Genomic DNA, 21,118 nt, shown 5'->3' on the forward strand with positions numbered 1-21,118 from the left:
GGCACTCGCAGTGGTTCGAATCAATTGAAGCTATCTGTACATGCTGTACAGTTTTACTTCATGGACCTGAACTCACGTCGTCTCGGCATACTGCTGGCCATCCACCGCGACGGTGGCGTGGTCTCCGCGGCCGATTCGCTTCACATGTCACCGTCTGCAGTCTCGCAGCAAATTCAGCAGCTCGAGCGGGAGGTTGGCGTCGCCGTCATCGAGCGTACGCCCCACGGGTCCATCCTGACTCCGGCGGGTCGAATCCTTGCGGATCTCGCCGAAACGATCGAAACCGAGTCGTTCAAGGCCTCCCGATCGCTGGCCGGCTTGGCTGGTCAGGTCACCGGTAGTGTCGTCATCGGCGGCTTCCAGACCGCCATCCGCAACATCCTTATCCCGCTCTTGCCTCGCGTCAGCGATCAGCTCCCGGGCGTGCAGGTCTCCATTCGGGAAGTGGTGGAAAAGCAGGGCATGCGCGAGCTGCGCTCGGGCATCGTCGACCTGCTCATCATGGAACGAGACTTCGAAAAGCAGGCGGTCGTGCCGCGCGGCATGCGCGATGTTCCCTACGCCGATGAGCCGTGGCTACTCGTCCAACCGAGCGGAGATGCACGCCCCTCCTCCATCTCGGACCTCACGACGACGACGTGGCTCGGTGTTGAGCCGGCGGCGGCCTCGGCCCAAGCTATCGAGCGCCTTCAGTCCGCGCTGCCCGACCCAGAGATCTCGATCCACCGTTACGCCGATTACGACGTCGCCCTCGACATGATTCGGGCGGGCCTTGGTTCGACGGTCCTTCCCCGCTTGGCAGTGTCCAACATCGATACCGAGGGCATCCAGATCACGCGCCTTCCCGGCCTTGGCGTTCGCCAGCTCGTGATCCGACACCGGGAGGCAGCCGGTGGGCTAGAGCCCGCCCATGAAGCCGTCCTCCAGCTCCTGGTGGAGACGGCCTCCATCGTGGGCCTGCCCGGCGCCGGATCGATCGACCAGTAACGAGTCAGCCGAGCCGACGGTAGGGGGAGACGAACCCGCTCGGGGCGAGCAGCGCCTCGAGGTAGAAGTAATCTCCCCACGTGGTGTGCGCGTCGATACCGATGTTGTGCGGGACGTGATAGGTCGACAAGCTCAGCAGGCCGCCGGATTCATCCTCGGTTTCAATCGCTCCCGCCGACTCAAGAGCCTGCAGGTTTGCGGCCAGCAGGTCCGTGCTGCCTCCGAACTGCATCGCGCCCGCAAGCGCGATCGCGAGCGCCCCGGAGTCCTTCGCCTCCGTGTGCGCTGCTTCCAGATCCCATGGCACGAGCGAGGATGCTCCGGGCGCAAGCAGCCGGTCATCGAGCGCACTGATCTCTTCATCGATCTCGGCATGCTCGCTGCCATGAACGCCCTGCGCTAATGCGATCCGCAGGCCGTAGGTCACCCACGACAGCCCGCGCGTCCAGCCGGTCGAATCGGGGGCGTGGCCCTGCTTAGTAAACGGCCGGTCGAAGGCGCCGTTGGCCGCGAACATGCCGCCCTGGAACCAGTGCCCCGGACGCACCCGCAGGTGCGTCCACAGCCGGCGCTCGTGCGCGATCCCCGTTGCCCGCTGCTCCTCGCTCGCTTCCCCGCTGAAAAGCAGCGGCACATTCATGAACGAGTCGACGATCGCCTTGGCTTCACCATCGGCGTCGCCGCCGTGCGTATCGACCATGCCGCTCGGCACATGCACGAGCGACATAAGACCCTCGCGGCAAATCTCGCGCGCCTCAGCCGCACCGCCGATCAGCGTCTGCTCATTGCCGGTGAAACCGAGAATCCCGATGAACCCAAGATCGTGGTTGTAGTACTGCAGATCGGATTGCAGCGAGGCAATAAGGCGCTCTTGTTCATACACCCGACGCTCCCGCACGACGTCACTTCCCGAGACCTCCTCGATCGCCCGCAGTCTGCCGAGCCAAAACGCGACAGTCCACGGAATCGGATGCGTGTCCGGCCAGGAGCCGGCGATCATTGAGCCGTCCTTGGAGTAGTACGGCGTGAGTCCTTCGGGTAGGTCACGCGCAAGGCGTTCGGTCGAAGAGATCGCAACGGACACGAGTTCAGGGATGTCCACGGGGAGTTCACCAATCACGAGAAACGAATGTGACACCGACAGCCTAGCGCTCCCCAAAAGGCGCAGGATTTCGGGCCATACTGCGTGTCTGTAGGCTGGCTGCCTTAGCCTTTGACGCTTCCTGCTGTCAGGCCTTGGATCAGGGTTTTTTGGACGAGCGAAAAGATAATGACTGCCGGGATGACGGCGATCGTACCCGCGGCGAGAATGCCGCCCCAATTCGTCGCGCCAATGGACTCCATCTGTTGCGCGATCCCGATCTGGAGAGTCTTCGAGTACTTCGAGCTCGTCAGGATCAGGGCGTACTGGTAGTCGTTCCACCCAAGGATGAACGAGTAGAGCGCGATCGCAGACAGACCGGGCAGCGACAGCGGCAGGATTACCGAGAAGAACGTTCTGATCCGTCCCGAGCCATCGACGGCGGCGGCCTCTTCAAGCTCACGAGGAATAGCCCGATAGAAGCCGGCCATGAGCCACACTGCCGCCGGGATCGTCAGGGTCTGATAGATCAGGACGAGGACTTCGCGCGTGTTGACGAGGTTGAGGCTCGCGGCGATGTTGTACCAGGGCACCATAATCATCGGCCCTTGGATCATTTGAGCCAAGATGAGGAAGAAGATGATGGCCTTGGCAAGTCCGCCGCGATAGCGGGCTAAACCGTAGCCAGCGATCGCGCAGAACGCGGTCGTCAGCACGGCGCTCATCGCATTGGTCGCAAACGTGTTTTGCAGGAGCTGTCCCATCGCGAGCCCATCGGGCTGCATCGCCCACCGATAGTTATCGAGGGTGAAACCCGTAAGCGCGAGGTTCGGCGTGGGGCCGAACAGGTCGTGATTCGACCGAAACGAGCTGAGGGCCATCCACGCTGCGGGTAGCAGCAGGAAGGACATAAGAACCAACAACAGCCCATATCGCACGAGCCACGAACGAAGGACTGCCCACAGGGACTTTTTACGCATGCTGCTCATCCTTTTCTCGTAGCAGCCAGGCGTACAGGCCCGCCGCAGCCAAAATGATTATCATCGCGAGCGTTGCCACGGCGCCCGCCGTTCCGTACTTGAAGCGCTCGAATGCCCAGGTATAGACGTAGGTCGGAAGAATGGACGTCGCATATCCTGGCCCGCCCTTGGTCAGCGCCCAGATAAGCTCAAACTTGAACCACGTCGTCACCAGGGAGATCATTCCGACGGCAAATAGCGTGGGACGAAGGTGGGGAATCGTCACCGCCCAAAATCGCTGCCACCGGTTAGCGCCATCGACCTTTGCCGCCTCGTGCAGATCATCGGAGACGCCCTGCAGGGAGGCGAGCACAAGGAGCGCCACGAAGGGCACGCCTTTCCATGTCGAGGCCAGCAGCAGGACTGGCCACACCCAGAAATTCGACGCCAAATAGACGATCGGATCGTCGATGACGCCCAGCGTTTCCAACGTGTAGTTCGCTAATCCGCCCTGCGACCCTTCAAAGATCCACCGCCAGATGAGTCCGACGACAACGGTCGGCGTCACCCACGGGACCATGAGGAGGCCACGCCACAGGTAGCGGAACCGGAGGTTCATGTTCAACACGAGAGCTGACAGCGTCCCGATCACCAGTTGCAGGATGACCGAGGCAATCACCCAGACGAAGGAGTTGCGCACGATGAGCCAAAAGTGCGGGTCATCGGTAGTGAGGAACCGGAAGTTCTCGAGTCCAATAAACGAGCCGGTCCCGGGGGTCGCGCTCGCGTCGGTGAACCCCAACCGGATGGTGTCCAAGAACGGGTAGAACTGGAGCACCGCCAGTACCAAGAGAACCGGCGCCATGAGCAGCAGCCAGAACCCGGTGGAGTTATACCACCATCGAATTTTTTCCGATCTGCTGCGCTGCGAGGCCCTGGTCGCAACGGATGCGCGTACCATGTTGTGCCCTCCTAGGCTCTCCTGCTTCCTACTGGGCTACCGCGGCGAAGCGTTCACTCATCCGAGTCACCGTGTCTTCAGCGCTCATCGATCCAGCCAGGTATTCGGAGAAGATCTGCTGGAACTCGGGCTCGATAGCCGGCTGCCCGGCGATCTTTTGCAGTTCCACCCCGTTGTCGTCGGCGATCTTGGCTTGGCTCTCACACTGCTTGAGGTGACCCTCAACCGCCTTGGGATAGTACTTTTCGACCCACGGCTTGAGGTCCTCGGTTGTCACGGACGTGAGCGCGGGAGCGTGAGCGACGGCCGTCAGTCGAGCCATCCACTCCTTGTCCATCAACTGGCTGAGCGCCTCCCACCCCTTATCGATGTTCTTGCTGCCGGCAAAGGCGGCGAATCCGGCGTTCGAGATGGGCACGCGCTTGTCGCTGCCCTGGGGTCCCTTGGGGTAGGCCAGCTGGACACTCTTGCCAACGATCTCCGGGTTGAGCTCGTAGACGTTGGCGGTGAAGAACGAACCGGCCGCCACCATTGCGACCTCGCCATTGGCAAAGGCGCGGAACATTTCGGGATACGCCCAGGCCTTGTCGGCCGGCGGCCGTAGATCATTGAAGGCCTTGAGGTGTTCGAGGGTCTCCACCCACTTCGCGACATCGGGATTCTCGTAGTCGCCCGGCTGGAAGCCGTTGGCGTACGCGGCCGTGGCGAAGGTTCGGAAGGAGAAGCGCGGATTTTGCATCGGGATGCAAAAGCCATACTTGCCATCCCCGGTGAGCTTTTCCGCCGCCTCTTGCATACCGGCATACGTTTCCAGCGAGGCGATATCGATGCCCGCCTGGCCGAGGAGTTCCTCGTTGACGACGAGCGTCCACGACTGTGCGGAGTAGGGCAGCGCATAGAGCTTGCCGTCGATCTCGGAGTACTCGAGGCTGCCCGGGCGGAACTGGCCTCGGTCGATATTGAGCGAACCGAATCGGTCGCTCAAATCAGCCAGGGCGCCCATGCGAACCCAGTCGGAGACATCTTGCGTCATCGTCAAGTCGGGCGGATCCTGCGCCTGGACGCGAACCGAAATCTGCTTTTGCATGTCGGCCCAGGACAGGAAGTTGTATTCGAGATCGATGCCTTTATCGGCAATCGTCGTCTTGAAGTCATTGGCGACGGCAGTTTCCGGATCGGAGGTGCCGGGCCACAGGAATTCCAGCTTCGCCGTCTGCGAGCCGGTGGTATCCGTCGAGTCACTTTCCTTGGGCGTGCAGGCAGCCAACGCTGCCATTGCTCCGAGAGCGCCCGTGAACTTTAAGAGTGATCGCCGGTCCATGTCGGGGAACTGACGTCCCGATGTCTGCTTCATGTCATTCTCCTCGTTGAGTGGGATCGAGCTTAAATCGAGTCGGTGATGAGTGCGGATGCGGCCGTCAGAACGGATGCATCCGGCGGCGTTGTTCGTATAGGGGGTCGAGCTTGCCCGACATTGAGGCCCTGATGACGGAGCAGAGCTTTAAGAAAAGTGATGAACTCGAAGCCCTCCATGAGGGTCGTGAGTTTGCACAAGCGTTGCTGGGCTGCGCGGGCGCGGTCAAGATCTCCGTCATCCAACGCATCAAAAAGTGAGACCACGAGCGGCAGGGCGACGTTGAAGCCTGAGCCCACCGCACCCACGGCTCCCATCGCACAGCCAGCAAGAACCAAGTCGTCTGAGCCCACGAAAACCTTGAAGCTCGGGCGGGCGGCGATGAGCCGCGACATGGTCAGAAGATCAGTGTCGCTGTACTTCACGCCCTGCACAATCCCCTCATCAAAGGCCCGCTCCAAGAATTGGTGCGGCAGCAGTGGTCCCCCGAGCGATGGGATGAAGTAATAGAAGACCGGCAGCTGGGTGAGGTTCTTCAGGCTCACCAAGTAATCCCACATTTGCTTCTCGTCGTAGACGAAATACGGCGGGGCACCAACGGCAATCGCAGTCGCGCCGAGAATATCCGCTTCGCGGGTGAGCGCCTGAGTCTCGCGCGGATCAGCCGACGAGACGTGCAGGACGACTTGCCTGCCGCCTGCGAGCTCGGCGACATCCTGGCAGAGCGATCGCTTCTCGGACAGTGAAAGGTGGTAGCACTCGCCCGAAGTTCCGGCGACAAAGTACCCGTCTGCACCTTGCGTGTTGAGCAGGTTGACCAGGTCCTTCTGGAGTTCGGGAGCGTAACCACCCGAGTCATCAAAGGCGGTGACGAGCGCCGGGATGGCGTTACTGTGCGCTTTGAACACGTTCCACCTCCGCGCGAATATCCTGGAAAGCCGGTTGGAAGTGCGAGTGGAGTGCCTTCACTGCAGCATCCTCGCGGCCTGCGACAATCTCTTCGAGGATCCGACGGTGGTCATCCACGCTTCGCACATTGACCGTCAGCGCGAGCGCCGAGCGGGCATTCTCGAACAGCGCCCAGAAAGTCTCGATGACCTGCTCCACCATGGAGTTCTTTAGCGGTTCGTACAGCGCGAGGTGGAACTCCCGATCAGTATTAGCGTTGATCTCTCCGATCTGGGATTCCTTTTCCATTCGCTCCACGATGCGCTGTAGCCGTGCGAAGTGGATCGGTTGATACTGGTTCAACGCACGACGTAAGAAGCCCTCCTCCAGTACGGCGCGAACCTCGAGGAGATCGAGCAGGACATCGCCGGTCGTGAGGTACTCATAGGGCAGTGAGTCGACGACATGCCGGAAGTCGAAATCCCCTACTTGTAGTCCCACGCCACGCCGCACCTGAACGTGCCCGAGAACTTCGAGCCGTCGTACCGACTCTCTCACCGTCGGCTTAGACACCTTAAACATTGCCGCGAGTTCAGATTCCGACGGGAGCGGATCGCCTGGCAGGAGCTCCTTATCGCGGATGAGCTGGCGAATGTTGTGATCGATCTCGGCTCTGAGTGTAGGTCTCATGGACACTCCTTCGTGGACGTTCTTGCCGTCAGCCTATCAGATATCTGATAGGTGTGAAAGACCCTTTTAACCATCAGGGTTTTACTGCTCGCGCATTGCTCGCTAGAGGTATGGTCGGAACAAGCCTTGGATCTAAAGGAGTCTCTATGAGCGACCACGGCCGCTTCTTTCGCGCCGCCGCCGACGTCACGCGCGAGGCCCTCGCCGCCGGATCTGACCAGCCGTTTGGAGCGGCGCTCGTAAGAAATGGCGAGATCGTCGTCGCATGCGCCAACTCGATGGCCGCCGACACCGACCCGACGGCGCACGCCGAGCTGCTCGCGGTGCGTGAAGGAGCGAAGAAGCTCGGCACGCTCGATCTATCCGACTGCGTCGTGTACGCCACCGGCCAGCCGTGCCCCATGTGCACCGCCGCCATGATCTGGGCAGGCATCCCGACGGTCTACTACGCGACGCCCGCCGCACTCGCCCACGAGCGCGGCTACTCCGATGTGCACGTCCGCGACTACCTCGCCGGGCGCGACGATTCCGCCATCATCGAGGTCCACGTTCCCGGCCGCGCCGAGTGCGACGAATTGTGGCGCAAAGCCGGGTCCTAGCAAAGAAGTGGCAGACTAAGCCGTAGAGCGCACCTCGCGCTCATCGTTTTTAGGAAGGACACTTCGTGAGTACACCCTCGCACGGCACACGGCTCGACCCCTGGTTCGACAGTTACGCCGAGCGAGCTCACGGCATGCGCTCGTCCGAGATCCGTGCCCTGTTCGCCGTCGCCTCCCGCCCCGAAGTTGTCTCCCTCGCCGGCGGCATGCCCAACCTGTCCTCGCTGCCGATGGACCACATCGCCGAGATCTCCGCGCGTCTCCTGCGCGATCGCGGCACCCGCGCACTGCAGTACGGCTCCGGTCAGGGCGAAGTCGAGACGCGCGAAGCCATCCTCGACGTCATGCAGTACGACTCGATCCGCGTCCATCCCGACGACGTCGTCGTCACGACGGGCTCCCAGCAGGCCCTCGACCTCGTCACCGAGATCTTCATCGATCCGGGCGACGTCATCGTCGCCGAGGCCCCCTCCTACGTCGGCGCGCTCGGCGTCTTCCGCGCTTACCAGGCCGACGTCGTCCACACCCCGATGGACGACGATGGCCTCATTCCCGAGGAGCTCGACGCCACCCTGACGCGCCTGAAGTCCGAGGGCCGGCGCGTGAAACTGCTTTACACCGTCCCGAACTACCACAACCCCGCGGGCGTCACGTTGAGCCTGGAGCGCCGCCCGCAGATCGTCGAGATCTGCCGCAAGCACCACGTCCTCATTTTGGAAGACAACCCCTACGGCCTCCTCGGCTTCCACTCCGACCCGATGCCCGCCCTAAAATCCTTCGATCCGGACGGCGTCATCTACCTCGGTTCGTTTTCCAAAATGTTCGGGCCGGGCTACCGCATCGGCTGGGCCGCGGCCCCCCACGCCGTGCGCGAAAAGCTCGTCCTCGCCTCCGAATCCGCGATTTTGTGTCCCTCCCAGCTCGGCCAACTCTCCATCGTCGAGTACCTCAACACCTGGGACTGGTACGGCCAGGTCAAGCAGTACCGCGGCGAATACCGCACCCGCGCCGAGGCCATGATGAGCGCGCTGAGCGAATATCTTCCCATGTGCGAGTGGACGAAACCCGAAGGCGGTTTCTACACCTGGGTCACCCTGCCCGACGGTCTCGACGCCAAAGCCATGCTGCCGCGCGCGGTCAAAAACCTCGTCGCCTACGTCTCGGGCACCGCGTTTTACACCGACGGCCAGGGCGGGGACCACATGCGCCTGTCCTTCTGCTACCCCACGCCCGAAGCCATCCGCGAAGGCGTGCGCCGCCTCTCCCAGGTCGTACGCTCCGAGCTCGAGACCGTCGAACTCTTCGGCACAAACATCCGCCCCGACGCCGAGGCGCCCCCGCGCGAGGGCGGTAACGGCCGCATCGATACGCCCACCCCCGATCAGGTCTGACAGGAGTCCTTCATGCCCACCTCTGTGGTTGTCCTTGCCGGCGGTTTGTCCCACGAACGCGACGTTTCACTGCGCTCCGGCCGCCGGATCGGCCAGTTCCTCACCGACGCCGGCTTCGACGTCACCGTCACCGACGTCGACGCCAACCTCCTGGCCAAGCTCACCGACCTCAAGCCCGACGTCGTCTGGCCGCTCGTGCACGGCGCCGCCGGCGAAGACGGCTCACTGCAGGATCTGCTCGAGCTCCTCGATCTGCCCTTCGTCGGCACCGACGCCGACGGCTGCCGCCTCGCCTCGCGCAAATCCGTCGCCAAATCGATCCTCAAAGCCCACGGCATCGCCACCCCCGAGTTCGCGCTGCTCCCACAAATGCTCTTCCGCCAGCTCGGCGCCAGCGGCATCCTTTCTGCCGTCGAGCACTCCCTCGGCCTCCCCCTCGCAGTCAAACCCGACGACGGCGGTAGCGCCCTCGGCGTCACAATCGTGCGCGAGGCCTCCGAGCTGCCCGCCGCGATGGTCGCCTGCTTCGCCTACTCCGACTACGCGCTCATCGAGCAGGCCGTCGACGGTACCGAAGTCGCCGTCTCCGTGATCGATACCGGCGACGGACCGCGCGCCCTGCCGGCCGTTGAAATTGTGACCGACGGCCCCTACGACTACGACGCCCGCTACAACGCCGGTCGCACCGAGTACTTCACGCCCGCACGCCTACCCGAGGACGTCACTGAGCGCGTTCAGGCTACGGCCGTGGCCGTCCACGAGGTGCTCGGGCTGCGGCACGTCTCCCGCATCGATCTCATCGTCGATGCCGAGGGCACGCCCTGGGTCCTCGACATTAACGTCGCTCCCGGCATGACGGAAACCTCGCTCTTCCCGCAGGCCGCAGCCAGCGGCCCAGGCGTCGAGATCTACGCGGACCTCGTGCGCGCCGCGCTCCCCTAACTCTCGCGCGGCAGGTCGAGCCCAGCCTCGCCTGGTGCCAACACCTGCAGGATCCGATCGAGGTCCTCCAAGCCCGCAAACTCGACGGTGATCCGCCCCTTGCGCTGACCCATCGCCACTTTCACCTTGGTGTCAAAGCGATCGGCGAGCTTCAATGCAAGCTCGTCCAGGGCGGGCGCCGCAGGATGGTGAATCGGCCGGCGGCGTCGCTCGGGATGCAGCGGCTCATCGCCAAGCGCGATGATCTCCTCCGTCGCGCGCACCGAGAGCCCCTCAGCGATGATCCGCTGAGCCAAGCGCTCCATTGCCGCGGGATCCGATAGCCCGAGAAGTGCCCGGGCGTGCCCAGCCGACAGCACCCCGGCAGCCACCCGGCGCTGGACGAGCGGCGGAAGCTTCAGCAGCCGCAACGTATTCGAGATCTGAGGTCGCGAGCGAGCAATCCGCCGTGCCAGCTCATCGTGCGTACACGCGAAATCGTCGAGTAGCTGCCGATAGGCTGAAGCCTCTTCTAGCGGGTTGAGGTTTGCACGATGGAGGTTTTCCAGCAGCGCGTCTCGCAGCAGATCCTCGTCCTCGGTCGCCTTAATGATCGCCGGAATGGTGTCATTTCCAGCGAGTCGGCTAGCCCGCCAGCGCCGTTCACCCATGATGAGTTCATAGGGCGTATCAACACCTTCGCCACCGGGGCGCACGACGATGGGCTGTAGCAGACCAACCTCACGGATCGAGGATGCGAGCTCTTCTAGATCATCCTCGTCAAAGACATCGCGGGGCTGACGCGTATTAGGTGAAATATCATCTAGTTTAAGTTCTGCGACGGTTAGACCTGGGACCGGCTCGAGATTGTCAGCCGCTGCATCGTCACGAACACTTCCGCGTACCACCGGAGTCTGCTTTTCCGCGGTCTTGGTGGTCTGCTTCTTTGGCTGCGGTTTGGCAGGTTCTTGGTCTTGCTCGGCTGCACTTGAGCTCTCAGCGGGCGCTGCCGGGAAAAAGATGTCGCTGGGGCGCTCGGATGTCCGAGCGCTCGGAATCAGCGCTTCGATACCGCGCCCAAGTCCTCTACGCTTTTCAGCCATTCCCTATTTCTCCGTTCCCCGGTCTGCAATTTCTTTTGCGGCGACGCGGTACGCCAGTGCGCCGCTATTTGTTCTGTCGTAGGTGATCACTGTCTGCCCGAACGAGGGCGCTTCTGAAATGCGAACCGAGCGCGGAATAGTCGTTCTCAAGGTCTCATTCTTGAAATACTTCCGCACCTCTTCGGCCACTTGCCTTGATAGATTGGTTCGGCGGTCATTCATCGTCAGCAGGATCGTCGAAATGTGCAGCTTCGGATTGAGCGCATCTCTAATGCGATCGATGTTGCTCATGAGCTGGCTTAGGCCTTCCAGAGCATAGTACTCGGTCTGGATCGGAATCAAGACCTCTTCCGCTGCAACGAAGGCGTTCAATGTGAGAAGGCCGAGGCTTGGTGGGCAGTCAATGAAGACGTAGTCGAACTGTGTGTCCTGCGTTGCCAGAAACGCTTCCAGGCTATCCCGCAGCCGGTAGGCCCGATCGTCCTCAGACACAAGCTCGATCTCCGCTCCAGCGAGATCAATAGTGGCGGGCGCGACCCAGAGGTTAGGAATGTCCGGGCATTCAGCAATAACTTGATCCAGAGGGGTTTTGTCCACAAGACAGTCGTAGACCGAAGGCGTTCCCTGTCCATGTGGAACATTCAGAGCAGTTGACGCATTTCCCTGAGGATCAGAGTCGATGACAAGTACCTTCAGTCCTTCGCTTGCCAGCGCTGCTGCCAAATTGACGGCTGTCGTGGTTTTCCCGACGCCTCCCTTTTGGTTCGAGACTGTTAAGACACGAGTTCGCGTTGGGGCAGGAAATTCAGCACCAGCGAGTTCCCGCTTTAATACGCTATCGGCTGCTACTTCATTTGCCAGGGGAGTCCCGGGATCTACGTCCTTTATTGCTTTAAGTAGGTCGTCTCTGCTGCGAGAAGTTTTTTTCGCCACCAGGTTTTCTCCTAAGTTTCGCCTAGGAACCCAGTCTAGCGGAGGAAAGTGGGCCCAGACACCGCCTGTGGATGATGGTTTCACGTGAAACACTTATTGGCGCGAACCGACTTCTTGGTGAGTTCTCCGCAGAACGTAGCTCAACGAAGTAGTGGAGTGAGATACCTTATCGGAGTTCGTTTCACGTGAAACCGTACAAGTGGAATATGCGTAGGCATCCGAACTCCGTGCCGATGCCGCGCGAAGCCTGTTTTGGTTTCACGTGAAACCTATAGGCAACCACCCAAAGCTTACTGCGAGCCCGAATATCGTGGATGACAAAGATCAGATCCCTGCCGAAAACCGGCCATTTCACGTGGAACAAGCAGACATAGGCGACAGACTTTCCGTACTGCTGTCCCGCGCTCCATCGCGTGCAGCGCCGGCAGAGGGATATCCCCGGTGAATCCGCAAGACGATTGAGACGATAAGGCCGGCGCGGGTTTGCGCAGCGAACTAGGAGTCCCAGCCCGTCAAAAATGGAAACCTCGCCAACCCGCCACAGGCACGCCCAGTAACGCCGCCTGAGAGAAATCGAGCTGACCTAACACGGTCGGTCAGTATCAGACAACTTCCGAAGACGCTTCGGCCGCCACTATAGGTGGGGCCGCATCTCTATTCGCGTGCAATGTGACGGCAACTAGACCGATAGCGTCCGAGGTTAAACAGAACCACCCGGTTTCAGAACTTAGCTGAAGACGGGGTGGGCGACTCTCTCGGAGCCATCTGATTAGGTCGAGCTTCTCAGCGCTCGACGATCACTACGTTAGTTGGCGATTCGTCTGGGACGAGAGAGGGGACTTCTACAACGCTGGTCGACGCGACTTTGAACTTCCGCCTGACCTTCAGTGCAGCGTCGACTTCCTCTTTGGCGCGCTCTCCCTTCAGTGCCAGGAGCTTTCCTCCGTCAGCAACCAATGGCATTGTCCAACGCATGAGCTTGTCGAGAGCAGCTACGGCGCGCGCGGTCACTACTTGAAACTCATCCTGATCGTGTAGTTCTTCCGCACGAGCGCGCACAATCCAGGCATTCTCAAGGTTAATTACTTCAGTGACGTCATAAAGCCATTCGATGCGACGTTCCATCGGCTCGACCAGCGTCACGTGGACGTCCGGCCTTGTAATAGCGAGAACAACACCGGGAAGACCCGCACCAGATCCGATATCCGCGACCGTAGCTCCTTCAGGAATAAACTCATTGATCGCTGTGCAGTTGAGTATGTGACGCGACCAGAGTCGCGGTAGCTCACGCGGCCCAATCAGGCCCCTTTTCTCGCCCTCGTCGGCCAGAAACTGCGTAAAGAGAGCGAGTTGCCCCCAGGTTTCAGGAAACCTTTCCTTAACGACCGGGGGCATCTCCTCAATGTCACCCATCGGGAACTAGGCCTCTTCCGTGACCGAGTCTTCTTCGGACGCTGCAGCACTGGCAAAGGAATACACAACGTAGCGATCGGGTTCTACGCCCGCTGACTCCGATGCGAGACCCTCGGCAGCCGCAACGTCGTGCAGTACCTTGCGTTCGAACGGGTTCATGGACTCAAATTCATACTCATTGAGATTGTCCTTGCGCATGGTCTCGATAGCCTCACGGCCCTGCTCCTGCAGCTGGGACTTCAGGTCCGCCCGGAAATTCGCGATGTCAACCATGAGGCGGGAACGTTCTCCCGTCTTAGTCTGGACAGCCAATCGAGTGAGCTCTTGCAGTGCGTCAAGAACTTCACCGTCGCGTCCGACGAGAGTTGACAGTTGACGGTTATCGTCATCTTCGCAGAAGACTGAAACTGACGCCCGACCATGCTCGACGTCAATATCGATGTCACCATCGAAGTCTGCGATGTCGAGCAGCCCTTCGAGGTAATCAGCGGCGACATCGCCTTCCTCTTCGAGCTGCTTGATTCTGCTCGAGTCCGTTGCCATGGAGTGTCCTTCCTTATGGGTGAACCCGAGCTGGATTCCCGGGGTCTTCACCTTGAAAAATGGGGAAGCGGTTAGCGGCGCTTCTTCCTCTTCTTTTGCTGGCGACGAGCCTTAGCGCGCTGTTGGCGCCGACGCTCGTATTCCTGCTGTGCTCGCTGTTCCGGTGTCAGACCGTCTGCACCAATAACACCGGGCTCTTCTTCTTCTGGCTGAGTCTCGTCAGAGTGGAGAATGTCGCGGGAAGTCTTGCCGCGACCGGCCCGATCCTTGCGAACAGGTTGTTGGCGCTGACCCTTGGACTCTTCCTCCAGGGCAGCTTCAAGTCTCTTTTGCCGCTCTTCTTCCTCGATCGTGGGCAAACCCTTAGCCACTCGCTTTTGGTTTTCGCGCTCGATCTTCTTCCTCTCGGCCTCAGAACCGGGGGCCGGATGCTTGTGAATGGTATAGAACTGCTGGCCCATGGACCACAGGTTTGTCGTCGTCCAGTAGATCAGCACACCGATCGGGAAGTTGACGCCTGTTACGGCGAAGATGACGGGGAAGAGATACATCATCATCTTCTGCTGGCGTGCCATGGGGTTATCGAGCGCCGCCGCAGACATGTTCTTCATCGTCAGCTGTCGCGTAGTAATGAAGGTCGTAATAGACATCAACGCGATAAGGATGAGCGTCACGATCTTCGGCGTGAGCTCTGTCGTCTGCATGAAGGTATCGGAAAGGCGCGCACCAAAAAGCGTCGATGCTTCGGCTTGCTGCGCGAGTTCCTGAGTGAGCGGACCAATGCTCGCTCTGGGATAGGTGCCCCGAGCGAGCTCAGGGAGCGAGGCCAACACCCGGAAGAGCGCGAAGAAGATCGGCATCTGCAGCAAGATCGGCATACACGAAGAGAACGGGTTCGTTCCGTGCTTCTTGTACAGGGCCATCATTTCTTGCTGCTGAGCCTGGCGCGAGGCCGGATCAGTCTTACCCTTGTACTTCTTTTGCAGCGCCTGCAGCTCAGGCTGCATAATCTGCATCCCGCGCGATGCCTTGATCTGCTTGAAGAAGAGCGGAATCAAGATAATTCGGATAACGATGGTCAACCCGACGATCGACAGGACCCAGGCAAGACCGTTCTCCGAGTCAACTCCAATCGCAACGAGTCCGTTGTGGATCATGACCATGATCCATGCGACCGCTACCTTGATCGGGTAGAGAAAACTATCAAACCAGCCCACTGCTTAGCTCGCCTTCATATCTACGGAATGATCCAGGTCTTCTGGATCTGGAGGGATCGGAACTTCCATGTCTGAATTTGGTGGGAAATCGACGCCACCATCAGACCACGGATTGCAACGCAACAACCGCCAAGTGGCGAGAGCCACGCCTTTGATCGCTCCATTGACTCTTATCGCCTCGATCGCATAGGTCGAGCACGACGGGTAATACTTGCACGATTGGGGAGTAAGTGGAGAAATCGCCACTTGATAGAAGCGCACCAGCTTCGTCAGGATCCACGACAGGGGATTCACCGTGAACCCACCCTCTTCAAGCTCCGACTAATCACGCCGTCGAGATCTTCTGCGAGGTCCTTTGAGGACACTCCGGCGGCTGCTGGTAAGGAACGCACAACAACACGAGCGCCCGCGGGGAACTCCCCGAGGCGCTCGCGCATCAGATGACGAAGTTGTCGCTTGACCCGGTGCCGCATCACAGCATTTCCCACCTTCTTCGAGGCGATGAAACCGATCCGAGTTGTCTCACACGCAGATTCGCGCAGCTGTGGATCGTCCGATGAGTCGGAACCCCGAAGCCAGTGCAAAACGACATAGGTGCCACCACTAGCGCGACCCTTGCGAAAGACCTTTCGAAAGTCCTCCGATTGGGTCAGCCGATTATTACGCGGCAACACCTAGCCGGCTTGATCTAGGCCGACAGCTTTGCGCGACCCTTGCGACGACGCGCAGACAGGATGGCGCGGCCGGCGCGCGTACGCATGCGCAGACGGAAACCGTGCACCTTGGCGCGACGGCGGTTGTTCGGCTGAAAAGTCCGCTTGCTCACAGCAATTCTCCCAGTATTTCGGTGTGTTTCTTGACTCGAGGTCATCGAGCCAAGCAATGTCAGGTGGCCACTGAGAAATTTCGCGAGGTTATGGCATGCGAAAACAGCACAGTGACAGCCACACAACGCTACGTGAACTGGAGCCTGCGGGTCAAGGGCGGCTGCGCCGAGCACGCATGATGTTACCCACACCAAATGGCCGGCAATCCTGCGGCTAATGTCCGCCAAAGCGTCATACCACTGGCGATGAACCTTCAAGCTTGGGTACAACCATTGTGAACAGCTGTGGAAGACCAAGAAAAAGCTGTGTGAAACTACAAGCGTGTAGTTCCAGATTCGCACGATCATGCTGCGAAAGACACTTGCCCACAATCTGTGGATAGCTGTGTGGATAAGTGGATCCTGAGGCATACTAAGCAGACGGTGAGAGATCCAGATCTGGCAGACTTGAGTTCGCTTGCCGCTGCCAATGTCGTGTCTCGAGGAGTGTCATGGAATTAACGGAACTGTGGGATGGGGTCTTAGCCCGCCTTCAACAGGACTCCAGCACCCCCCGGGTATCAATGGCTTTCGCTTTCATGGCCCGCCCAACCGCCGAGACTGACCAACACCTCATCGTCGAGGTTCCCTCTGGGATCGCTCGTGATCACTTGGAAACACTCCTGCGGGATCCGTTGCACCAGGCCGTGGAGGATGTCTCGGGCAAGAAGCTCTCCATCCTGTTCGCCGTTAATCCGGAACTGAATTCTGTCCCCATCAATTCTCCGGCGACACCAGAGCCTTCCAGCTCAGCTCGTGCTGTCACTTCCTCAGAACAATCAGCGCCAGACAACGTGATCCAAGCAGATTTCGGAGACACCGAATCCTCGCCTACCGAGGTTCCTACTCGTTCGTTTGCTTCGACCGCTGCCCTTCCCGTCGAAGAGGATCCCGCACGACTGAATCCCAAGTACGTATTCGAAACATTCGTGACGGGACCATCCAACCGGTTCGCGCAGGCAGCGGCTACCGCGGTCGCCGAATCTCCTGCCAAGGCATACAACCCACTGTTCATCTACGGCGGATCGGGCCTTGGTAAGACACACCTGCTACACGCCATCGGTCACTATGCCCGTCATCTCTTCCCGGGAATCCGAGTAAAATACGTGAATTCCGAAGAGTTCACCAACGATTTCATCAACTCGATTCGTGACGACAAAGCCGAGAACTTCCAACGCCGTTACCGCAACGTCGACGTGCTACTGATCGATGACATCCAGTTCCTTGGGGGCAAGGAGCAGACGGTCGAGGAGTTCTTCCACACGTTCAACACGCTGTATAACAATTCCAAGCAGGTCGTCATCACCTCCGACATCCCGCCCAAACAACTCAAGGGCTTTGGCGATCGCCTGATTTCTCGTTTCGAGATGGGCTTGCTGACAGATGTCCAGCCGCCGGATCTGGAAACACGTATCGCAATTCTCCGCAAGAAGGCCCAAGCAGAAAAGCTTGAGGTCGAGTCCGACGTTCTGGAGTACATCGCTACCCGGATCGTCACGAACATCCGTGAACTCGAAGGCGCACTAATCCGTGTCACAGCCTTTGCGAATCTCAACCGCACGCCGGTCAATCTCAGTCTTGCTGAGCTCGTGTTGAAGGACATCATCACGGACCCGAATGGTCAGGAGATCACTCCTACGATGATCATGACCCAAACCGCGAAGCACTTTGATATCTCTATCGAGACCCTTCGCTCACCCGACCGTTCCAAGAGCGTCGCATCCGCTCGCCAAATCGCGATGTATCTATGCCGCGAACTGACGGACCTATCGTTGCCGAAGATTGGCGATGCCTTCGGACGTGACCATACGACCGTCATGCATGCGTGCCGGAAAATCACCGCACAGCTGGCTCAAGAGCCGACCATCTACCAGCAGGTCAAGGACCTCACGACGGGAATCCGCCAGCACGCGCTGCGCGGAGGGCAGTAGTTCTTGTCATTCACAGCAGTTGTTAACCAGCTGTGAGTGAGGGCGATTTGTCGTGGACAACGTGCTCGGCGGTTGCGGATAGCTTGGTGATGACAACGAACTCCTCACAGCACGACGTCACTTCTCCTGAAACTATCCACAATCCATGCACATGGTAACTCCGCGGGATCACACCAAAAACTTGGCCTTTCCACAGGATTAACACCCCCTATGATGATGACTACTTATAAAAGCGAAATGACAAAAGCTCGAAGTACTTGGGCTTGTGGCGGGCGGGATGTGGCCGATCCAAACCTGGGGATGGTCCTGTCGGAGCTCGATTCGTGAGATTCTAAGTCGTAGGAAACCTGGGTAGGATCCGGGAAGTGCCAACCGGAAGAAGAGAGAGATCGTGAAGTTCAGGGTTGATCGTGATGTGTTGACGGAAGCCGTAACGTGGACGGCTCGGTCACTGCCTACCCGTCCTGCAGTTCCCGTCCTTGCGGGTGTACGGATTTCAGCTCGCGATGGTGCACTGACGCTGTCCTCGTTCGACTACGAGGTGTCCGCCAAGTGTGAGCTACCCGCCGAGATCGACGATGACGGCGAAGTTCTCGTTCTTGGGCGACTGCTCGCAGATATTTGTAAGTCGCTTCCAAACAAGCCGGTCACGATCGAATCGGATGAACAGAATGTGTCGCTCACCTGCGGAGCCTCCCGATTCAACCTGCTGACGATGCCACTAGAGGACTACCCGGCTCTGCCGAACATGCCGAGCCTTGCAGGCCAGGTCGAGCCCGCGGTCTTCACCGATGCCGTCAACCAGGTCTCCATTGCGGCCTCGCGTGACGACACCCTGCCTTTGCTGACCGGTGTTTTGGTCGAAATTGAGGGCGAAAAGATCACCATGATGGCAACCGACCGGTACCGGTTGGCGCTTCGCGAACTGACCTGGATCCCCACAGATCCGGAAATTTCGACCTCGGCGCTCGTTCGCGCCCGGACCCTGACCGATGTTGCTCGATCCATGACCTCCGGTGAGGATGTCCAGATCACGCTGGATGCCGAAGGCGAAGGATCTCTCATTGGTTTCGAAGCCGGTGGCAAGCACACGACATCTCAGCTGGTTGAGGGTGACTACCCCAAGGTGCGTCGCCTCTTCCCCGATTCCATGCCGACCCATGCGGTTGTCGATACCGCGGCTCTTACCGAAGCCGTCAAGCGTGTGGCACTCGTAGCCGAGCGTAATGCTCCCATTCGTTTGACGTTTACCGACGGTGAACTGGCCTTGGAGGCCGGCCAGGGCGAAAATGCTCAGGCGTCGGAAGCGGTTCAAGCCAGCCTCGTCGGGGAAGATCTCGTCACGGCTTACAACCCGCCGTACCTGCTGGATGGGCTTTCGGTCATTCACACCCCGTACGTTCGTTTCTCCTTCACTCACCCCTCGAAGCCTGCGGCGTTGACGGGACAGGAGAAGCTCGACGGTGATGACGACACGAGCTTCCGCTACCTGCTGATGCCCCTCCGGGTGGGGATCTAGCTCCCCAAGTCAACCGTGTTCATCTCGGATCTAGCGCTAGACCAGTTTCGTTCCTACGACCACCAGGTCGTCCAGTTCGCAACGGGTGCTCAGGCTCTGATCGGGCTGAACGGCCAGGGAAAAACCAATCTTGTCGAGGCTATTGCCTACCTCGCGACGTTCTCGTCGCACCGGGTGGCAGCCGACACCGCATTGGTGAAGGCGGGCGAGTCGGCAGCGGTCATCAGGGCGAAGGTCCAAGACGGCGATCGCAGCCTGATGCTGGAAGTTGAAATTCTTGCTGGCAAGGCCAACCGCGCCCGGCTGAACCGCACCCCGGTGAAGACGCGCGAACTGCTCGGCATCGTGCATTGCGTGATTTTTGCGCCCGAAGACCTCATCTTGGTCAAGGGTGACCCCTCCGATCGGCGCCGATTCCTCGATGACCTCCTCGTGCAGTTCTCGCCGCGACTGGGTGGCGTCAAGACTGATTACGACCGGGTTCTCAGGCAACGCTCGGCGCTGCTGAAAAGTGCGTTCGGCCAGCAGCGCGCCGGCCGCAGCCCCGACCTGTCAACGCTTGACGTCTGGGATGAACAAATTGCGGATTTGGGCTCGCAGATCATCGTTGCGCGCGCGGATATGGTCGCCGAGTTACAACCCCTCGTCGAAGCGGCGTACGACGAAGTTGCGAGCGGCCAGTCCACGGCGGCTTTCTCGACCAAGTCCTCGCTCGGGGACGTTCCGCTCGACGAGCTGCGAGATCTCGATCAGATGAGGCAACGCCTGGCGTCGGCGCTCGTCGATAATCGTGCTCGAGAGATTGAACGCGGAGTGACATTGGCGGGGCCGCATCGCGATGACCTCGTGCTCACCTTGAACGAGCTGCCGGCTCGTGGCTATGCCTCCCATGGCGAGTCGTGGTCTTTCGCGCTTGCGTTGCGCCTGGCATCCTATGAGCTTCTTCGTGCCCGAAACGATAGCGATGGGCGCACGAGTCCGATCCTGATTTTGGATGATGTTTTCGCCGAACTCGACAGCTCGCGCCAGCGCCGACTCGCGGAAATGGTCGCGGACGCCGAACAGGTTTTTGTTACGGCAGCGGTGGCCTCGGATGTCCCCGAGAAACTCAACGCCCAGCGTTATACCGTCGCAAACTCAGTGGTCAGCAAAGACGAATCATGAGCGACGAAATAAGCGACGAAGCCGCGCTCATGGCCTATCAGCGGGCGCGACGCATGACGCGAGGACACGTCTATCGTCGGGGTCGGTCTGCTCGGCAGCGGCAGATTCACGCGGACGATCTCGTCGAGGAGATGGATGCAGTTCCGCTTGGGGGACCGGGGCTGGGCGACGTCGGATCAGGTGCGAAACGCTCGCGGCGCGATCCGCAGCCGGTCGCCGATGTGGCCGAACGCTTCGTTCGGATGCGGGATTGGTTTTCTGAGGTTGGCGTCGGTGCTGTCCTTGGCAACTGGGCGGAGATCGTCGGTCCACAGACGGCGCAACACTGCTCAGCCGAGTCATTTAAGGATGGCGTCCTAACGATTCGGACGTCGTCGACAGCGTGGGCCACGCAGCTGAAACTGTTGTTGCCTCAAATCGAACGCCGCATCGCGGAAGAGGCGGGCGATGGCGTCGTCACGGACATCAAGATTGTTGGACCGGCGGCGCCGAGTTGGAAAAAAGGGCCGCGAGTTGTCAGGGGTCGAGGTCCGCGTGACACCTACAACTAGAGCTATCCACAGGCTGTGTGTAACTTCGGGTTTGTCGGATTTCCGATA

The 21,118-nt window shown here is 59.9% G+C and carries 22 protein-coding genes; 8 read left to right on the forward strand and 14 right to left on the reverse strand.

Annotated features, from left to right (window positions below; genetic code table 11):
* Nucleotides 1–60: 60 nt before the first annotated feature.
* On the forward strand, nt 61–987 hold the full coding sequence (locus BLU67_RS09995) for a LysR family transcriptional regulator (RefSeq protein ID WP_092565526.1): 927 nt from the start codon (nt 61–63) through the stop codon (nt 985–987).
* Nucleotides 988–991: 4 nt separating this feature from the next.
* On the opposite strand, the gene BLU67_RS10000 is transcribed toward BLU67_RS09995, so the two are convergent.
* The 6 genes from BLU67_RS10000 to BLU67_RS10025 form a co-directional block, all read right to left on the reverse strand.
* Nucleotides 992–2,125, reverse strand: coding sequence for a hypothetical protein (locus BLU67_RS10000; RefSeq protein ID WP_143027400.1), 1,134 nt, complete (start codon nt 2,123–2,125; stop codon nt 992–994).
* 68 nt (nt 2,126–2,193) lie between these two features.
* Nucleotides 2,194–3,048 (reverse strand): carbohydrate ABC transporter permease, encoded by an 855-nt coding sequence (locus tag BLU67_RS10005; RefSeq protein WP_176780776.1) that lies wholly within the window; start codon nt 3,046–3,048, stop codon nt 2,194–2,196.
* Nucleotides 3,041–3,988, reverse strand: a complete 948-nt coding sequence (locus BLU67_RS10010; RefSeq protein ID WP_092565532.1) for a carbohydrate ABC transporter permease — start codon at nt 3,986–3,988, stop codon at nt 3,041–3,043. The genes BLU67_RS10005 and BLU67_RS10010 overlap by 8 nt, the downstream gene beginning before the upstream one ends.
* Nucleotides 3,989–4,016: 28 nt before the next feature.
* Nucleotides 4,017–5,342, reverse strand: coding sequence for an ABC transporter substrate-binding protein (locus BLU67_RS10015; RefSeq protein ID WP_092565534.1), 1,326 nt, complete (start codon nt 5,340–5,342; stop codon nt 4,017–4,019).
* 29 nt (nt 5,343–5,371) lie between these two features.
* Nucleotides 5,372–6,250 carry a dihydrodipicolinate synthase family protein gene (locus BLU67_RS10020; RefSeq protein WP_176780777.1) on the reverse strand — a complete coding sequence of 293 codons (879 nt, stop codon included), beginning with the start codon at nt 6,248–6,250 and terminating at the stop codon, nt 5,372–5,374.
* The gene (locus BLU67_RS10025; protein WP_092565538.1) at nt 6,231–6,920 is read right to left on the reverse strand and encodes a FadR/GntR family transcriptional regulator; all 690 of its coding nucleotides are present in this window, start codon (nt 6,918–6,920) and stop codon (nt 6,231–6,233) included. Before BLU67_RS10025 ends, BLU67_RS10020 begins: the two co-directional genes overlap by 20 nt.
* Before the next feature lie 146 nt (nt 6,921–7,066).
* On the opposite strand from BLU67_RS10025, the gene BLU67_RS10030 reads away from it, so the two are divergent.
* From BLU67_RS10030 to BLU67_RS10040, 3 genes are all read left to right on the forward strand, one after another.
* Entirely contained in the window at nt 7,067–7,519 is a 453-nt protein-coding gene (locus BLU67_RS10030; RefSeq protein ID WP_222842467.1) for a nucleoside deaminase, read from the forward strand.
* A 134-nt stretch (nt 7,520–7,653) separates the two neighbouring features.
* Complete coding sequence (locus BLU67_RS10035) at nt 7,654–8,910, forward strand: aminotransferase-like domain-containing protein (protein ID WP_092565574.1); 1,257 nt, start codon at nt 7,654–7,656, stop codon at nt 8,908–8,910.
* Nucleotides 8,911–8,922: 12 nt separating this feature from the next.
* Nucleotides 8,923–9,852: a D-alanine--D-alanine ligase family protein gene (locus BLU67_RS10040; protein ID WP_092565542.1), complete on the forward strand. Its 930-nt coding sequence runs from the start codon at nt 8,923–8,925 to the stop codon at nt 9,850–9,852.
* Here the strand turns inward: BLU67_RS10040 and BLU67_RS10045 are convergent.
* From BLU67_RS10045 to rpmH, 8 genes are all read right to left on the reverse strand, one after another.
* On the reverse strand, nt 9,849–10,934 hold the full coding sequence (locus BLU67_RS10045; RefSeq protein WP_092565544.1) for a ParB/RepB/Spo0J family partition protein: 1,086 nt from the start codon (nt 10,932–10,934) through the stop codon (nt 9,849–9,851). The genes BLU67_RS10040 and BLU67_RS10045 overlap by 4 nt on opposite strands.
* A 3-nt stretch (nt 10,935–10,937) precedes the next feature.
* A complete protein-coding gene (locus tag BLU67_RS10050; protein WP_261977097.1) occupies nt 10,938–11,795 on the reverse strand; it encodes a ParA family protein in 858 nt (285 codons plus the stop codon).
* 855 nt (nt 11,796–12,650) lie between these two features.
* Nucleotides 12,651–13,280 carry a 16S rRNA (guanine(527)-N(7))-methyltransferase RsmG gene (rsmG, locus tag BLU67_RS10055; protein ID WP_092565546.1) on the reverse strand — a complete coding sequence of 210 codons (630 nt, stop codon included), beginning with the start codon at nt 13,278–13,280 and terminating at the stop codon, nt 12,651–12,653.
* Nucleotides 13,281–13,286: 6 nt separating this feature from the next.
* Nucleotides 13,287–13,823: a Jag family protein gene (locus tag BLU67_RS10060; protein ID WP_092565548.1), complete on the reverse strand. Its 537-nt coding sequence runs from the start codon at nt 13,821–13,823 to the stop codon at nt 13,287–13,289.
* A gap of 71 nt (nt 13,824–13,894) precedes the next feature.
* On the reverse strand, nt 13,895–15,040 hold the full coding sequence (gene yidC, locus BLU67_RS10065; protein ID WP_261977095.1) for a membrane protein insertase YidC: 1,146 nt from the start codon (nt 15,038–15,040) through the stop codon (nt 13,895–13,897).
* Between the two features lie 3 nt (nt 15,041–15,043).
* Nucleotides 15,044–15,334 (reverse strand): membrane protein insertion efficiency factor YidD, encoded by a 291-nt coding sequence (gene yidD / locus BLU67_RS10070; RefSeq protein WP_092565550.1) that lies wholly within the window; start codon nt 15,332–15,334, stop codon nt 15,044–15,046.
* Nucleotides 15,331–15,714, reverse strand: coding sequence for a ribonuclease P protein component (gene rnpA, locus BLU67_RS12715; RefSeq protein WP_092565552.1), 384 nt, complete (start codon nt 15,712–15,714; stop codon nt 15,331–15,333). The genes yidD and rnpA overlap by 4 nt, the downstream gene beginning before the upstream one ends.
* A gap of 14 nt (nt 15,715–15,728) precedes the next feature.
* On the reverse strand, nt 15,729–15,866 hold the full coding sequence (rpmH, locus tag BLU67_RS10080) for a 50S ribosomal protein L34 (protein ID WP_092565554.1): 138 nt from the start codon (nt 15,864–15,866) through the stop codon (nt 15,729–15,731).
* 491 nt (nt 15,867–16,357) lie between these two features.
* On the opposite strand from rpmH, the gene dnaA reads away from it, so the two are divergent.
* From dnaA to BLU67_RS10100, 4 genes are all read left to right on the forward strand, one after another.
* On the forward strand, nt 16,358–17,836 hold the full coding sequence (gene dnaA / locus BLU67_RS10085; RefSeq protein WP_092565556.1) for a chromosomal replication initiator protein DnaA: 1,479 nt from the start codon (nt 16,358–16,360) through the stop codon (nt 17,834–17,836).
* 391 nt (nt 17,837–18,227) lie between these two features.
* Complete coding sequence (gene dnaN / locus BLU67_RS10090) at nt 18,228–19,355, forward strand: DNA polymerase III subunit beta (RefSeq protein WP_092565558.1); 1,128 nt, start codon at nt 18,228–18,230, stop codon at nt 19,353–19,355.
* 15 nt (nt 19,356–19,370) lie between these two features.
* On the forward strand, nt 19,371–20,519 hold the full coding sequence (gene recF, locus BLU67_RS10095; protein ID WP_092565560.1) for a DNA replication/repair protein RecF: 1,149 nt from the start codon (nt 19,371–19,373) through the stop codon (nt 20,517–20,519).
* Complete coding sequence (locus BLU67_RS10100) at nt 20,516–21,070, forward strand: DciA family protein (protein ID WP_092565562.1); 555 nt, start codon at nt 20,516–20,518, stop codon at nt 21,068–21,070. Before recF ends, BLU67_RS10100 begins: the two co-directional genes overlap by 4 nt.
* The last annotated feature ends 48 nt before the right edge of the window (nt 21,071–21,118 follow it).

The organism is Bowdeniella nasicola (assembly GCF_900107735.1).
Taxonomy (GTDB): domain Bacteria; phylum Actinomycetota; class Actinomycetes; order Actinomycetales; family Actinomycetaceae; genus Bowdeniella; species Bowdeniella massiliensis.